8 protein-coding genes are annotated in these 16920 nt (G+C 36.0%); all 8 read right to left on the bottom strand.

Annotation, left to right across the window (positions count from 1 at the left end; genetic code table 11):
- On the bottom strand, positions 1-1137 hold the full coding sequence (locus B0A75_RS17330; RefSeq protein WP_244284415.1) for a DUF4861 family protein: 1137 nt from the start codon (positions 1135-1137) through the stop codon (positions 1-3).
- 259 nt (positions 1138-1396) lie between these two features.
- Positions 1397-5437, bottom strand: coding sequence for a hybrid sensor histidine kinase/response regulator transcription factor (locus tag B0A75_RS17325; protein ID WP_089055602.1), 4041 nt, complete (start codon positions 5435-5437; stop codon positions 1397-1399).
- 243 nt (positions 5438-5680) lie between these two features.
- Positions 5681-8368, bottom strand: a complete 2688-nt coding sequence (locus B0A75_RS17320) for a DUF4962 domain-containing protein (protein WP_244284414.1) — start codon at positions 8366-8368, stop codon at positions 5681-5683.
- Positions 8368-11037, bottom strand: coding sequence for a DUF4962 domain-containing protein (locus tag B0A75_RS17315; RefSeq protein ID WP_089055600.1), 2670 nt, complete (start codon positions 11035-11037; stop codon positions 8368-8370). The genes B0A75_RS17320 and B0A75_RS17315 overlap by 1 nt, the downstream gene beginning before the upstream one ends.
- Positions 11038-11073: 36 nt before the next feature.
- Positions 11074-12453 carry a sulfatase family protein gene (locus B0A75_RS17310; protein WP_089055522.1) on the bottom strand — a complete coding sequence of 460 codons (1380 nt, stop codon included), beginning with the start codon at positions 12451-12453 and terminating at the stop codon, positions 11074-11076.
- Between the two features lie 172 nt (positions 12454-12625).
- On the bottom strand, positions 12626-13873 hold the full coding sequence (locus tag B0A75_RS17305) for an MFS transporter (RefSeq protein ID WP_089055521.1): 1248 nt from the start codon (positions 13871-13873) through the stop codon (positions 12626-12628).
- Positions 13860-14825, bottom strand: coding sequence for an ROK family protein (locus tag B0A75_RS17300; protein WP_089055520.1), 966 nt, complete (start codon positions 14823-14825; stop codon positions 13860-13862). Before B0A75_RS17300 ends, B0A75_RS17305 begins: the two co-directional genes overlap by 14 nt.
- 205 nt (positions 14826-15030) lie before the next feature.
- Positions 15031-16917 carry a RagB/SusD family nutrient uptake outer membrane protein gene (locus B0A75_RS17295; RefSeq protein WP_089055519.1) on the bottom strand — a complete coding sequence of 629 codons (1887 nt, stop codon included), beginning with the start codon at positions 16915-16917 and terminating at the stop codon, positions 15031-15033.
- Positions 16918-16920: the final 3 nt, after the last annotated feature.

Genomic DNA, 16920 nt, shown 5'->3' with positions numbered 1-16920 from the left:
TTAGTTCTTTTTTACTGTTACAATCAGTGGGTTGTTTACTTTTTGATGAAAAGTATTCAAGTAGTCAAACCATTGTTTTGCAGTTGTAATTTTACCTGCTTTGTCCCAAGCTGCCCCAGTATAATACACAATCGGTTCGTTGTTTTTGACAGTTGTTTGTGTTAGTATTTGTTCTTTGCTGCTCCACATTGCTGTTGTTGGAGTTGTTAAAATTGAACCTACAGCTGTTGTGCCGTCTTTTTCGAAAGTGGGTTCCCAATATCCCATAATACCTTGTTGTTCATTTAAAGCAATAACGCCTGCTTTTTCTCTTTTTATGATTCCTATAACAACGGGAATTGGTTTATTGTCATTGAATGTGTAGATGTTTTCGATTCGGTTAAGCTGCGAACCTGCATCAAGCGAGATAGTTTTTACGGCGCTCATTTTTATGCCGCCAGCGTTCCATTCGTCATATTTTAGTTGAAAAGTGGAGCGTAAAGGGCCGTTGTCTAAAACTTTCCATTGGTGATAATTGCCTGAGTAACGAATAGTGTCTTTGATAAACGGAGCCATATTTCCGGCACCCAATGTAAAACCTACATGATAATAATCTAAGCCGTCACCATGATCGATATGGTAATCATCGCGTTTGTAGCGGTCATTTAATACTAGCTTGTTCGTTCGTTTTACCCAAACATCAAAACCATAAGCGTCACCTTCTGTTTTTTCTAAAGCTTTTCCGTAAGCGCGAAATGCAATTTTATCATTTTCCCAAGCAAAATCATCTTTGCGTTCAGGAACGTAGCGAGCATATGTTTTTGCTGCAAAAATCTCGGGTTTCCCTTTTTGAATAGAAAGATTTAGTGTTGATTTTGCTTTAACATTTACTTGCAGTAATAAATTTTGAACAGCAGCAGAACCTTTGTATTCCAATTGAAAAGGAATTTGCTTTTTTGTACTGGGATTAATTACAGTAAAGTTTGCCGTATCGATTTGCGGATAGGAGGAAAGTATGTCTTGCCATTTTATACAAACCACAGTTTCTGTTTGATCTACAGTCAAATTGTTCTTGATAGTAATACTTGCTTTTGTCTGCCCAATAGAAGTAATGGGTAAAATAAAAAAAAGTATAAAAAAGGATTTTATTATTTTCATAAAATTTTAATTAATAGTTTGTTATGTTGCTTTGTTTGAAGTTATTGTTTGTATTTCTTTTGTTTCTGTTTTGATTTAAAAAAGGCATAAAAAGAACTTGTCGATCAAAAATGAAATCATTTTGCCGAGGTCGTAGTTTTCGAAATTATTGAGTTTGCCTTTGTATAAGGACTTTGTTTTTACAGCTGTTTAATTAAACAGGCGGAGGATTGTAAAAGGTGTTTTTTGTTTGCATTAGTTAGTTTGTATTGTTGTTTCGTTATTCTTTTGGCTGCTCTAGTTTGGCTAAATATTCACTTGGCATACAGCCATAATGCTGCTTAAATGCGGTTGAAAAATAAGATGGAGAGTTAAAACCGCACATATAGGTGATTTGAGCAATGGTGTATCGCTTACTCTGCATTAATTCTACCGCTTTTTTAAATCGGATTCTTTTTATAAAATCCATTGCCGATTCGCCTGTAATAGCTTTGAGTTTTAAATAGAGATTAGAACGGCTCATACCAATTTGTCGGCTGAAATGATCTACTGAAAACTCAGAATCGGCCAAATGATCTTCGACAATTTGTATGGCTTGTTTCAGAAAATCTTCGTCAAGCGTATTAAAAGCAATGTTTTCGGGAACCATTTCTTTCCCTACAGCATAATATTCCTTTAAACGTTTACGCGAGCGCAGCAGATTTGTAATTTTCGCTGCCAATATTGGAGTCGAAAAAGGTTTTGTAATATAATCATCAGCGCCCATTTCTATACCTTTTAACTGTTGGCTGGTTTCGGTTCTGGCGGTTAAAAGCACTAATGGAATGTGCGAAGTATTGATGTTTTGTTTAACACGTTTACAAAAATGCAATCCGTCAAGTTCTGGCATCATTACATCGCTTATGATAATATCAAATTGGTGAATTTCTAAAAGTTCAAGTGCCATTTGACCATTGTAAGCAACTGTTACATCATAAATTTTACCAAAGTAATCCTGCAGATAATCTATAATCTCTTTATTGTCATCAACTAAAAGCAGTTTTATTGGCTGATCTCTTTCTGCTAATTCGTTTTCTTCTTCTAGAATATTTTCGTTATCAAGTTCATTATCGGTAACAATATCTAACTCGTACAATGAATCTTCGATATGTTGATCGTTTTTATACACTTGATCTGAAACAGGAATTGTTACTTTAAAAACACTTCCAACTTCTTTAGTACTTTCGGCAGAAATTTCTCCGTGATGCAGTTCGACTAAACGTTTTGTAAAAGCCAAACCAACACCAGAGCCCAAATTCATTTCACGATTGTTTACCTGATAAAAGCGATCGAATACTTTTGATAAATCGTCTTCACTAATTCCAACCCCCGTGTCAGCGACTTTTATTTCTACAGTTTCATTTTTCTTTACTAATTCCAACGTGATGCTTTGACCCGTTTTGGTGTATTTGAAAGCATTGGATAATAGATTGAACAGAATCTTTTCCATAGCATCTTTATCAAAATAAAATAAAAGCTGTTCTTCGTTTGTATGAAAGGCAAAATGAATGTCGTTTTTTTCTGAAAGCGGTTTAAATGACTCATAAATTTCACGAGTAAAACGAACAATGTCGCCTTTGCCTACTTTAAGTTGTCGCGTTCCCATTTCGGTTTTTCTAAACTCAAAAAGCTGGTCGACTAAGTTGTATAGTCTTTTTGCATTAATAAACATTAGTTCGTGTTTCTTTTTAGATATTTTGTCCGCAAAAGGAGTTTTTAATAATTCCTCTAAAGGAGCCAGAATCAATGTTAACGGCGTTCTTAATTCATGTGAAACATTAGTAAAGAAATCCATTTTTACTTGGTTGATATAACTTACTCTTTCTTTGTCAATTCGTTCTAATTTTAACTGTTGTTCAGCTTGAATTCTTTCTTTAATAATTTTAAAACCAATGTAAACAGCAATACCAATAATGGTTAATAAAAGCAGCGAAAACCAAAGCGTTTTATACCAAGGTGCAAGAATATCAATTGTTAGACTTCTTACTGCGCTCATTTCGCCATTTGGACCAACAGCTTTGATTTGAAAGTTGTATTTTCCTGCTGGTAAATTGCTGTAGCTCACTTTTAGCTGATCTGTGCGCTGCCAGTCTTTATCGATACCGTCGAGTTTATAGTAGTAATAAGTTCTATTAGATGAAATGTAATTGAATGTGTTGAAAAAGATACTGAACTGCTTGTATTCAGAGCCAATTTCGAGTTCTTTTACCTGATCGATGTGTTGTTCTAAAATATTGGTTTCATCATTTACCGCAACCGTTTTGTTTAAAACCTCAAGTGTTGTAAAACTTAGTTTTAAAGGCAGTGGTTTTTGCTTAATCATAGCAGGATAGAAGTACGAAATACCTTTGATACCGCCAAAAAGTAACATACCGTCTTGTGCTTTACAAAACGAATATTCGTTAAATTGTTTGTTTTGCAGTCCGTCACTTTCGTCAAAATTTTGAACAGAACGGCTGTCTGGGTTAAATTTGATCAGGCCGTGATTGGTAGAAATCCATAAATTGCCATCATCATCAGGAACAATCCCGTAAATGGTTTCTTCAAAAAAGTCTTTTCGAGCTTTGAAGCTTATAAAAGATTCTTGATTTTCGTCATACAAACGCAAGCCCTCTCTAGTGCCAATCCAAATTCGGTGTTTTTGATCTTCAGTAATACAATTGACAATATCTTCACTTAGTTTTCCGTGCCCCACATTTCCAAACAAAAGAGCATCAGGATAAAACAGCGTAACTCCGTTTGTAGTTCCTATCCAAATACGATTTTTACTGTCTTCAAACAAAAAAGTAACAGCGTCTGATGTTAAACGTTTTCCTGCTTTGTCTAAATGAATGTGAGTAAAAGTTTTGGTTTCGGGATGAAATTGGTCTAAACCAGTCCTTGTACCCACCCAAATACGACCTTTAGAATCTTTCAGCAAAGCGTACACTAAATCTCCTGCAATACTATTGGGATTCTTTTCGTCATGGCGAAATCGTTGTGCTGTTCCTGATTTTGGATTAAGAAGATTCATTCCTCCGTTATGAGTACCAACAAGTACATTGCCGTTATCATCAAAAGCAATGGCTTTAATATTATTAGAACTTATACTGTTTGGATTGTTTTCACTATTTGAGTAATAACTGATCGTACCAGCGTTTTTGTTCCAATAGTTTATTCCTTTGTCATTGGTACCTATCCAAAAATTTCCTTTAGCATCTTGTTTGATTACGCCAATAACTTCATCGTTTAAAGATGGCTTAGCCGAGTTTTGGCTTAAAATATTAAACTTTATATCGTTTTTATGATAGTAATTAATACCGCCATAGTAGGTTCCAAGCCAGATTCCGTTTTGCTTATCCTTTAAAAAACAGCGTACCGAATTTTGAGCAATGGTGTACGGCTGTGAAATTTGATGATAATAATTTGTAAAAGAATTAGCGGCTTGATTATAAATAGAGAGACCTCTAAAAGTACCAAACCAAATATTACCTTCTGTATCTTTACCCACACAACGAATATTATTATCAGCAATACTATTTGATGATGAACTATGCGTAAGCGCAGAAGTCTGGCGGTTTTGACCGTTATACAAAATCACTCCATAACCTTCTGTTGCAATCCATAAGTTCTTGTTATCTACAAAAACACTATTGATGTAAGGTTTGTTAATTCCTAAATTCAGTTTTTTTAATTGATGTGTTTTTGGGTTCAATTGAAAAAGACCAACATCGGTGCCTATAAGAAGCTGCTGCTGCCAAAAACTGATGTAAGCAATCTCTTTTATTTCGTGAGAAGAGGCTTTAAATTTAATATTGGTGAATTTTTCGTCTTTTGGCGATAGAACAAAAATCTCTCCTGTAATTGATGCTGCCCAAATTCGGTGTTCGCTGTCTTCTGTAATAGAGGAGATATACCATTCGCCCAAACTTTTTGGAAACTGGTAATTGGTAAAGTTATCAGTATCATAATTATAAACACTTAAACCTTGATTTCCGCCTATCCATAATCGGCCTTTATGATCTGTAAACAAACTTCGAATGAAATAAGATTGTAAACTATTTTTAGTGTTTTTTATTGGTCGATACACTTTAAAACCTTTACTGTCATAACGATTTAATCCGTCTTGTGTTCCTATCCAAATGAAACCTAAAGTATCTTGCTGGATAGCAAAAACAGAACTTTGCGACAAGCCTTTATCAACCGAAATAGTTCGGAAATAGCGATCTTGTACCTGCGCATAACTTTTCACTGAGAAAAGAGTTATGTAGAAAAACGTAAAAAGGAGAATCGTTTTCTTCATAAAGGTTTGAATTTTAATTGTTTTGTTTGTGTTTATTTTCTTTAAAATAAAAGTCATTGATTAAAAGAATCAAAAAATCTGTTGAATCTGCGTGAAAAAAATTGAACACATAGAAACATAGATTTTATACTTTAAATCAGAGTGTTTTTTAGAAAATGGCATTTTTCCGCATAGCCCTCTGTGTTTAATAGGTTATTGATAATTTAACTTTAAATTTAAACAAAAAGAAAACACTTTATTCTTTTAATTTTTATCGTATTTGGCAGCATCTGGCAATTCGTCAACAACTTCTTGTTTGTTTACTTTAGAATTGTAAATTTCTAGTAATACAGAACTTCCTGCAATTTTTGGAGTATATTTTTTTCCTTCAAACTCTAAAGATTGATTACCAAAACTAAATGCCGATTTTGCGGTTTTACCAATTACTTGTAATGCTGCCGCTTTTTTACCGTCTAACTGCGCTAGAATTTCCCAATCTCCCACTTGTAAATGCTTTAAATCATTGAAGTTTGATAAGGTTTTAATGACTTCTGTTTTACCTTCTTTGATTTGAATGATAGTCAAAAATCTAAATTTTTGTTTAGGTTCTGAGGTAATTCCAGCATGCCATTGATCTTTAAAATCTTTAATTTTACCTTCATCATCGGTAACTTTATTCCAGTTTACAGCAGCTTCAAAAAACTGATTGTGTACTGCCATTTTTAATGGACTTTCGGCATATACATTAGCCGTAACATTTCCTAAATCAGTTTTTACGACAAATTGCTGCTGATTTGATTTTTCTGCATTCTGACCTTCAATAGTATAATAGGGACAATGAAATTGTGTTGTCCATTTAACTGGGTTTTTAGCTTCCAGTTCGTCGTATAAAACAATGTATCCGCCTTCTAATTGCAGCATGTGTCTTCTGTACAATGTTACTCCAGATTCTCCGTAGCCGTTTTCTTTGCTTGGTACAACTTTAATTTGTTCGAATCTGTTCAGCCAGAATTCGCTTTTAATCTCGCCGTAAGCATTGCTGGCGTCTCCTAAAGCATATTGAATGCGTTTTCCTGAGATCGCTCTCGGAATCCATCCGTAACCTTCTTCGCCGATTTTTTGGTTTAAACTGTCGGCCAAAATGGTGTTGTACGCTTTTGTAGATCTATAATGTAAAAGATTGTGTTTGTCACTGAAATTGCTGTAATAACCCGTTCCGCCAAAGATTACTTTTCCTTTATAGTTAATGGTAAATGCATTTTGCGAAGCGTGTCCATGTCCCGAAGAACCAAACGGACTGCTGAATAAATAACTGCTTAAAGTTTTATCGGCGTTGGCTAAATCTTCATGCATAGCAACAACTCCCACGTCTCCAAATTTGCGTGTTTTTGGTAAATCTGAAGGAGATGAAACAGGTAATTTTCGGTTTGGTTTAAAGTTTAAAAGACGGAAAAGCAGGAAATCATCTGTACCGTGATAATAGGATGGATATTCTTTTTTTATTCCGTCAACATACCAGTTTAAATATGGATTATCAATTTTATAAGTCAGCGCATCAGCAAACCAAGCTTCACCTTTTACAATGTAAGGAATATTCTCCCACATATCGCCAATTGCGGTACTTGCCGATTTATTAGGATGTGTGTAAAGCATATAATAAGGCAGATTCTGCATCCAAGGTAATTTGAAATAATCGACACCACTAAAATCGCCAAACATTTGCGACAGGTAAATAATGGATTTAAAGTTAACTCTAAAATAGCCGTTCCCTTCATGCCAGCCGCCGTCTGTTGTGCCAAGAACTGGAAAACGTGCTGACCATACTTCATACAAATAGGTAAGCCATTCTTTTGCTTCGGGCACATCGTTTATTACCGAAACAGTTGCAATAGCAAGATTTCGCATAGTAATCTGCCAGACGTGATTGTCACTTACGTGCAATTCAAAACGATTTGGTAAATGATCGTAAACTCTTTTAGATCGAAGTTTAATGATGTTTTTAAAAAGCTCTTTTTCATCTGGTGATAAGAAATCATATCCTGCATCATAAAACCAGCCTAAAGCTTCAAGTACTGCACCGCTCGTAAAATCATCGCCTGTTGCAAGTCCGTCAGGATTCATATTAGCAATGTTTATGGCTCTGCGTTTGGCGTCTAAAATGAAACGTTTGTCTTCAGTAAGTTGATAAGCAATACACAAATTACGAACTGGAGTACCAACGGCATCTCCAAAACCATGATACATTCGCTCGATAATGATCTTTTTTTCTAATGGATTTTTACCGGTTGTATCAATTACACGTTGTGGTTTCTCGGTTGGGAGAGGAGCAAGCATTAATTTTTCCGCGTATGCGATAAACTTTTTAGCCTCAGGATTATCAAGATTGTTTTTGTAAAAATCCTCGCCAATTGTGCGCATATCCCACAAAACGGGATGTGCTCCTTCATTTCGTTTTAAAACTTCGTTTACAGGCGGTGAAACTTTTTGGTTTGCATATTTGGAATCGATAACGAAATCATAAGTTGGAGACCACGTCCATTGATTGCTCTTTTTTAAAGCATAAGCATATTTCCAATACCATTTTCCAGATTTTAAAGCCTGATGCAAAGGATAAACTGCCCAACGCTGTTCGTTACTCGCAATTAAATCTTTAGTAAAGTTTTTATCACTTGCCAGCATTACTTTGTATCGAACGTTGCCAATATTTGGATCTTCTGGAATTGCGCTGCCGCTTTCCATTGGTTTCACCATTTCTTTACCGTTTGTTCCAGGCCAAAGCAGGGCAGGAGCATTTGTAGGCACCGTTATTCCGTTTACAGGATATGGCCATTCGCGCACTCTTGAATGTAATTTTTCGGCAGTGAGTTTAATTTCTGCAGGTTGCTGCGCAGATAATTTACCACTTAGAATTAGTAAGATCGAAATACTTATATTTTTTATCATGGTACTCATTACTTAGTTTTAGAATCATATTTTGCAACATCTGGTAATTCATCGATTACTTCTTGCAGCATTGGTTTGTTATTGATAGTTTCAACAAGCATTGAGCTTCCGCTGGTTTGATGTTGATACGTTTTTTTTCCTAGTTTAATAGAAGAAGCACCGTAATTAAAGGCCGAATTTAATTTTTCATTTTTAATATTCAACATTGGAGCTTCATCATTGTTTAATTGTGCAGATAATTCCCAGCTGCCAAAATTTAGCTGAATGTTTCCATTTTTTAGTGCGACAGGTTTTATGACTTCTGCAGCTTTACCATCGATTTTTATGACGGTCAGAAAACGCATTTTTTTACTTGGCGTTGAAGTTATTCCTGCATGCCACTGATTTTTATATTCGAAAACTTTCCCGTCTGCTCCCGTTACTTTGTTCCAGTTTACGGCTGCTTCGGCAAATTTATCATGCACTTGCATTTTAAGATCAGTATTAGCAAAAACGCTTGTATTGACTAAACCTACATCTGTTTTTACGGTAAAATTCTGCTGTTTGCTGCTGGCTGTTTCTTTTGATTCGATTGTATAATAAGGTACTTGAAATTGAGTAGTCCATTTTACAGGCTTTTCAGCTTCGAGTTCGTCATAAATTACAATATAACCATCTTCTAACTGTAGATAATGTCTGCGATAAAGTGTAATATTTCGTTCTCCGTATCCATTTGCTTCATTTGGTACGACATTAATTTTTTGAAAACGATCCAGCCAAAATTCATTTGTAATAGGACCGTAAGCTTTTGTGGCATCGCCCAACACATATTGAATGTGTTTTCCTGTAATAAAACGTGGTGTCCAGCCATAGCCGTTTTCGCCAATTTTCTGTCCCAAACTATCTGCCAAAATAGTCGAATAGGCTCTTGAAGTTCGATAATCTAAAAGGTTATGACGATCACTAAAATTACTGTAATAGCCAGTGCTTCCAAAAATAGTTTTGCCTTTATAATTAATTGTAAATGCATTTTGTGAAGCATGACCGTGACCAGAAGAACCTATAGGACAGCTAAAGAAATAACTACTTAAATTTTTTGAAGAATCAGATAAATTTTCATGCATAGCAGCTATACCTACGTCTTTAAACCAACGTGATTTCGGAAGCTCATTAAATGACGATTCAGGCAGATTTCGTTCTGATTTATAGTTTATTAATCGATAAAGCAATAAATCATCTGTTCCTGTAAAGTAGCTAGGATAATCCTTTTTAATTGCTGCTACATAAGTATTAAGAAAAGGGTTGTTTATTCTATACGTAAGAGCATCAGCAAATGAAGCGTCTATCTTAGCAATATTAGGTTCTTTTTCCCACATGTCACCCATAGCCATACATGAGGCTGCCGATGGATGTGTGTAGAGCAGGAAATATGGAAGGTTTTGCATCCAAGGCAGTTGAAAATAATCTACACCGCTTAAATCACCTAATAATTGAGATAAATAAATAAATGATCTAAAGTTTACTTTAAAATAGCCGCTGCCTTCATGCCATCCGCCGTCATTATTACTTAAAATAGGGAATCGGGCAGACCAGACTTCATAAATATAAGTCAGCCATTTATTAGCTTCGGGTACTTCGTCGATAGTGGCTACGGCGCCTATTGCCAAATTTCGTAATGTAATCTGCCAAATGTGATTGTCGTTAATATTGATTTCAAAGCGATTAGGAAGATGACGATAAATTCGCTCACCGCGTAATTTGATGACAGATTTTAAGAATGTTTTTTCGTCAGAGCTTAGAAATTCATATCCAGCATCGTAAAACCATGCAACGGCTTCTAATATTGCTCCTCCCGTAAAATCATCGCGAGTAGCTAAACCATCTGGGTTCATATTGGCAATATTCAATGCTCTGCGTTTAGCATCCAAAATGAATCTTTTGTCTTTTGTAAGCTGATAAGCAATACAAAGATTACGAACAGGATTACCTACCATATCTCCAAAACCGTGATACATGGCTTCAATATTGATTTTTTTCTGAAGTTCAGACTTACCAGTTGTATCAATGTAACGTCTTGGTTTTTCTTCGGGAAGAGGCTCCAGCATTAACTTTTCAGCATAAGCGATAAATTTTTTAGCTTCAGGATTAGATAGGTTTTTTAAGTAAAAATCGTTACCTATTTTATTCATATTCCAAAGTCTCGGATGCTGTCCGCTGACACGCTGTAAAACCGTGGCGGCTGTAGGTGAAACTGGATTGTTTACAGCTGCTGGATTAACGATAAAATCATATGAAGGCGACCAAACCCAGTTTTGGGAGCTTTTCTGACGATAACCATATTTCCAATACCATTTTCCAGATTTCAGTGGTTGATGCAGCGGATACATTGCCCATTCTTGCTCTTCACTGCTGATTAAATTTTGCTTAAAATCAGGATCTGAAGCCAACATTACTTTGTAAACTACATGGTGAATTTTTGGATCGATTGTAAAATCATCTCCAATATCTCCTTGCAGCATAATTTTTTTCTCGCCATTTGTTCCCGGCCATAGCAATGCAGGAGCGTTTGTATTGATAGTTACTCCATTAGCAGGATAAGCCCATTCTCTAAATCTGCCGTGCAGTGTTTCGGCTGTTAATTTAATTGTCGCCGGCTGTTGGCCATATATTTGAAATGTGATTACAAAAAGTAATAACATAAATGTTTTTTTATGCAACATAATCTTGTTTTTGGTTTATAACCCAGATTGAAAAGTGTCTCCGTTTTCTTTGCACCATTGTTTTAAATAACGGCGCATTTCATTCAGCTGTTTTTTATAGGCTGAATTAACGGCTAGATTTGTAATTTCTCCTGGATCATTGGTTAGATTGAATAGTTGTTCTTTTAAATCGCCTTTATTGTAAACGATATACTTAAAATCTTTAGAAATTACAGCGCGTCCGCTGATGCCTAAAAGATCTTCGTTATCGGCAAAATCGGTTTCAATAACCAAAGTATCGCGCAGGTTTTGCGTTGGATTGGCTATTTTTTTGCTAAGATCGATTCCTTTTAAATAATTGGGTTTTTGTACTCCGGTAAATCCACAGATAGTTGGGATAATATCAATTCCGTTACAAACCAGCATTTCATCAGTTCGTGGTGACCATTGACCTATTTTCGAAATAATGAAAGGTACTTTTGCTGATTCTTCATATAATATTTGTTTTTGATTCCAGCTGTGGCCGGCATAACCATCACCATGATCCGCTGTAAAAACGATTATGGTATTTTTTTCGATATTGTATTTTTTCAAAGAAGCGAGAACCATTTCGATATAAACATCTACTTTTTCTACCAAGCGGTTATAAGCCCAGCGGTATTGACGCCATTGATCTTCTGTCCAGTTTACACTTGGATAGGTTCCTGGATTTACCTTTTGCTGTTCGCGCACAATTTTAGGTTCATGATCTGGAATTTTCCAGTTAAGCGGTAAGGGCGGACATTGCGCTGCGGGTGGAGCTTTTTCTAGAACATTCATTTTTAAATCTTCATGGCGCGCCCACTCACAAATGTCATGCGGATTTAGAAAAGAAGCAACAAGTAAAAAAGGTTTGTCTTTGTTTTCTTTTATAAAGCGAGCACAGAACGATGGGGTTGCTGCATCATTATAATCTTGAAAATTAGTATTTTCAATATATTCAAAACCATGCTGACTTTTCTTTGCAGTTGGTACAGGCAGATGCCATTTCCCTACATAACCTGTTTTATATCCTCCGTTTTGGAAAATTTTTCCCATCATAAGTAACTCTTCCGGCCATTGTCCGTCTTTTTCGGGAGCATTTCCAATGAAACCATTTTCAAAAGGCATTTTTCCACTCATAATTGAACTGCGTGATGGTGAACACAAAGGCTGTGCACAATATGCTCTGGTAAAACGGACACCGTTTTGTGCTAGTTTATCCATTGCAGGGGTATGTAAATCTTTGTTACCTGCAATACTCATAGCATCAGCAGTCTGTTGATCGGTCATTATAATTAGAATATTAGGACGATCACTGGTTTGAGCCTTACTCACAAACGGGGCAGCGATCAAGCCTGCTAGAGATAATAGTACTATTGTTTTTTTAAATAACATATTGGTCTGGTTTATTTAATAGCTAGCTGTCTTTTTATAGGACTTAGAGTCTTTGAAAGTACAAAACGAATTTAGGGATCATTGATTTAAGATAGTTTTGATTTTGTACAAAATGCTATTAATTTTAATTAAAATTCAATGCCTGTGCGGTATTTCATACTGATTTTGCACTTTAGTTTTGTTCGCTTTTGAAAATATTCTTTAGTTTGGTGGTTTTATTGTTAATTATAGGTTTTGCGCTGTACGCCAAAAATAAAATATACCCAAGTGTTAAAAATAGAAAAGACATGGCATAACGAAGTCCGATACAATCACCAAGAGTGCCAATAATAAGAGGCACCAGTGCACCTCCAAAAATTCCAGAACACAAAATTCCTGAAAATGAACCATGATGTTTATGTGTAGAATTGAGTGCCAGCGAAAATACAATTGAAAACATAACTGAAATGGTAAAACCTAAAGTGATAAATGCTGCAACCGCTATTTCGGTATTGCCATACAATGCCGCAATTAAGACGATCATGGAGGAAATACTGGCTGTTTTTAAAACTATTTTTGAGTCCCATAGTTTTAAAACGACAAGTCCAAGTAAACAACCGAAAGTCATGGCTCCCCAAAACCAAGCTACTGCACTTGCACCTTTAGTCGCAGGATCAATACCATGATAGCTTCTTAAAAATTCAGACATCCAGTTGGCTAATGATTGTTCGGTTCCGACATAGGCGACAATTCCTAAAAAGAAAAGCCAGATTTCTCGTTTTTTCAGCAATTCTAAATATACTTGAGAAGTTCCTGTTTTTTCATCATCGTTGCGTTTTACAATTGGTATTTTCAGGAATACTATTACCAGAATAATTACGATAAAAATTAGGGTAAACAGCCAGTATAAGATTGTCCAGTTTAAATGATTTTGAACAAGATTGTTAAAAACAAAGTCTAGAAAAGCATTGTTTTGATGTAAGAGATAGGTAAAAACAAACGGACTGATAAAAGAGGCTAATCCAAATGTAAGCTGTGCCATAACAGAGTAAAAAGCAAAGTTTTCTTCGCCGCCTGCTGTGCGCATTAATGGGTTAATAATAACTTGAAGCATCGCCATTCCTAATCCAATTACAAATAAAGAACCTAGTGCAGTGCTGTAAAGAGGATTTATGGCAAAGGCTGCTGAACCTGTTAAGTTTAAAGAAAAGGCTAGAAGCATTGCTTTTTTTTCGCCCATTTTTTCGATTAGTATTCCAGCGGGAATAGACATAATTCCATAAGCTAAAAAGAATGAGAATGGTAAAAAAGCGGCCATTGTAAGGCTGAGTTTGTATGTTTGAATGATTATGGGCATTAATGGGCCTAAAATATTGGTTACAAAAGAGATTACGAACCAAATAACCAGAATCATTACAACCAGAAAATTATTTCGTTTCATAGTGCTCCATTTTAAGTTTCTGAAAAACATTTGCAGTGCAGCCCAATATGCCTGCTTGATTTCCTAATTTGGCAGCAACAATTTGGGTATGAATTGAGGCAGCTGGAATTGACAAGGTTTTTGTTCGGTATCTTAATTCGTCGATATAAAAGGTACCCGCTTCACTGATTCCGCCGCCTATAATTACTTTTTGCGGACTGCAGATATTTATAAAACTAGCTATGCCAGCGGCTAAAGAATCAAAATGACGTTCCATAGCGCGAACGGCATATTCTTCGCCATTTAGGTATTTTTCGACAATATATCTGCCGTCAACTTCTTCAGAAGGAAATTGGTTTTGCGATTTATAATCGTCAATTAAAGCAGTTACAGATGCATAAGCTTCTAAACAGCCGCGTCCGCCGCAAGTGCAGGCTAAACCATTTTGCTGTATTATGATATGACCTAGTTCACCACCGCGATTGTTGAAACCGCCGTAAAGTTTTTTATCAATCATAATGGCTCCGCCAATACCTGTGCCTACTGTTAGAAAAACAGCATCAGTACAATCTTTTGCCGCACCATAGGTTAATTCGCCTAGACCCATTAAGTTAGCATCGTTATCAATAACGATTGTATGACCGGTTAGTTCTTTTAAAATAATACCTAATGGTAATTCTTCGAAACCGGGTAAATTATCCGCACCGCCAATGATTACGTTATTTTCGACGAGACCAGGAAAACCAATACCCACGCCGGCAATTGGCTTTTTTAATTGTAAGGTGCATTGGTTGATTGCGTCTGCGATTAGTTGTATAATTTCTTCTTGGGTGCGGGCATTCTGTAAGGGAACTAAAAAGGACAGTAGAATTTTGCCTTCTTCATTAACAAGACCGCATTTAAGTGAGGTTCCGCCAATATCGATTCCAACTGCGTAAGATGATGACAGTTCAGAATTATGTAAGTTTATCATAATTGTAATTTTAATTACCTCTTGAAGTGTTTATTTTAGCTTCGAAGGATAAATTTGAATGGAATGTTTAGGTAACATTAAATGAAAAATTGAGGTTTTCAATTTAGACAAAACAATTAATGCAGAACGAGGTCCTGCATTAATGTTTTAAAAAGATATTTTTTCTGAGGGGAAAATGAAGTGTAAATATTCAAGAACCGCCCGTTTAATATTTAGGATTTTGTCGTGTAATGTTCTTATTTACATCAGTTTCATTCTGAGGATAAGGATAAAGTTCATGCTTTCCTGCTACAAAGTTTCCTACTGAAGGATAGAAATAGTTTGAGCGAATAAGTTTCACAGCATTAGCAGTTTCAGTTATTTTATCTCCTAAGATTCCCCATCTAATCAAATCGGCTCTTCTCATTCCTTCAAAAGAAAGTTCCCAAGCTCTTTCTTGCTGAAGGGCTTTAAGAAAACTAGTTTTATCAAGACCTGTTGGCAAATTCATCTCCGCTGTTGTTGGTTTTGGCAAAATTCTAGCTGTTGCCGTTGCGCCTGAACCTTTTCCATCGACACTTGTAATTGTAACAGTTGGCACAGAAGTATAACCGTCTCCAGTACGAAGCATTGCAATTGTATTGATGGCACCGCTTGCCAAAGTTACAACAGCTGCAGAAGCATCAGAACCGCCGCCGCCTGTAATTTGGATTACTACATTTGCCGCAGAACTATATCCAGTACCTTTTGTTTTTAAGTCAACAGCAATACGGCTTCCTTGTACGTCGGCACCAAAACCTCTTCTGCGAACTTGATTAATGGCATCGTAAGCAATGGCATTTGGACCTTCATTTAATTCGTTTTCTACTTCGGCACGCATTAAAAGCAAATCAGAATAGCGCATAATAACCCAGTTAATGTGGCTGTATGCTTTTTCTTGGATTGAATTGGTTTGAAATTCACGGCTCCATTTTCCAACTGTCCAGCTCTCGTCTTGTCTTGTAGTTAAAAGCGCTACTTTATTTCCAACAGCATTTAGTGTGTACATGGCAATCGAGAAATCTCTTCTTTGATCTGCTGCATTAAATCCGTTGTAAAAAGGTTTTGGAACGACGCATCTTGAGTTTGTTGAAGAATAAAAACCATTTGCAGTTGTTACACCGTTAAAATTACCAATGTTAGAGGAGTTTTCTCTATATCCTGCTGGATTGTAAAAGGCAACTTGAAAAATGTTTTCAGTAGGCTCTAAAACGTGCAGACATTGGTTTTTAAAAACCTTTGAATACGATGGATTCAACTTATACGGGTTTTGTGCCATTACTTCGTTGATTTGCTGTTGTGCCAATTTATAAAAGTCTTTATAGTTGGCAGGACGGCTCATTACACCGTCAGCACCTAATGAATATCCGCCTGCAAATAGGGCAACTCTTGCCAGCATAGCTTTGGCAGCCCATTTATTTACACGTTCATCTGTAGGGATTTGTTCCGGCAATACGAGGGCAGCTTCCTGCATATCTTTGATAATCTGGGTGTAGATTTCTTTTCGATCTACAAGACCGCCTTTTAAATCATCTCCTGCCTGTGAACTTTTTATTTTAAAGGGAACATCGCCCCATAAACGCACTAACTCAGAATAGTAAAAGCCGCGTAAAAATTTAGCTTCACCAATGAATTTGTTTAATTGATCTTTCTGAGCCTGTGTTCCTTCGGTGTACAATGTCATTTGCGGAATTCTTTCAATCGCAACATTGGCTCTGTCAATTCCTTCGTATAATTTACTCCAAACGGCATAAAAAACGTTTGTCTGTGAAATACCTTGATAATGGGGTATCATACGCCAGTCATCGGCACTTAAACCGTTGATTTGTTGAATGTCAGTATCGGTATCAAAAAGTATAGAGATATTCCATCCATAACTGTCAAAAGAGGACATTGCTTCATAAACTCCTAATACAGCCATATTGGCTTCGTCTGAAGTTTTAAAGAAATTGGCTGTTGTAAAATAAGAATATGGAGTAACTTCTAATTCTTTTTCACATGAATTAAGCGGCAGTAAAAGAAAAGATACACTCGCTGCTATAATTGCTCCAGAGGAAAATATTTTGTTTTTCATTTT

It is taken from the genome of Flavobacterium oncorhynchi (genome assembly GCF_002217355.1).
Classification (GTDB): domain Bacteria; phylum Bacteroidota; class Bacteroidia; order Flavobacteriales; family Flavobacteriaceae; genus Flavobacterium; species Flavobacterium oncorhynchi.
This window is presented reverse-complemented; position numbering and strand designations above follow the sequence as displayed.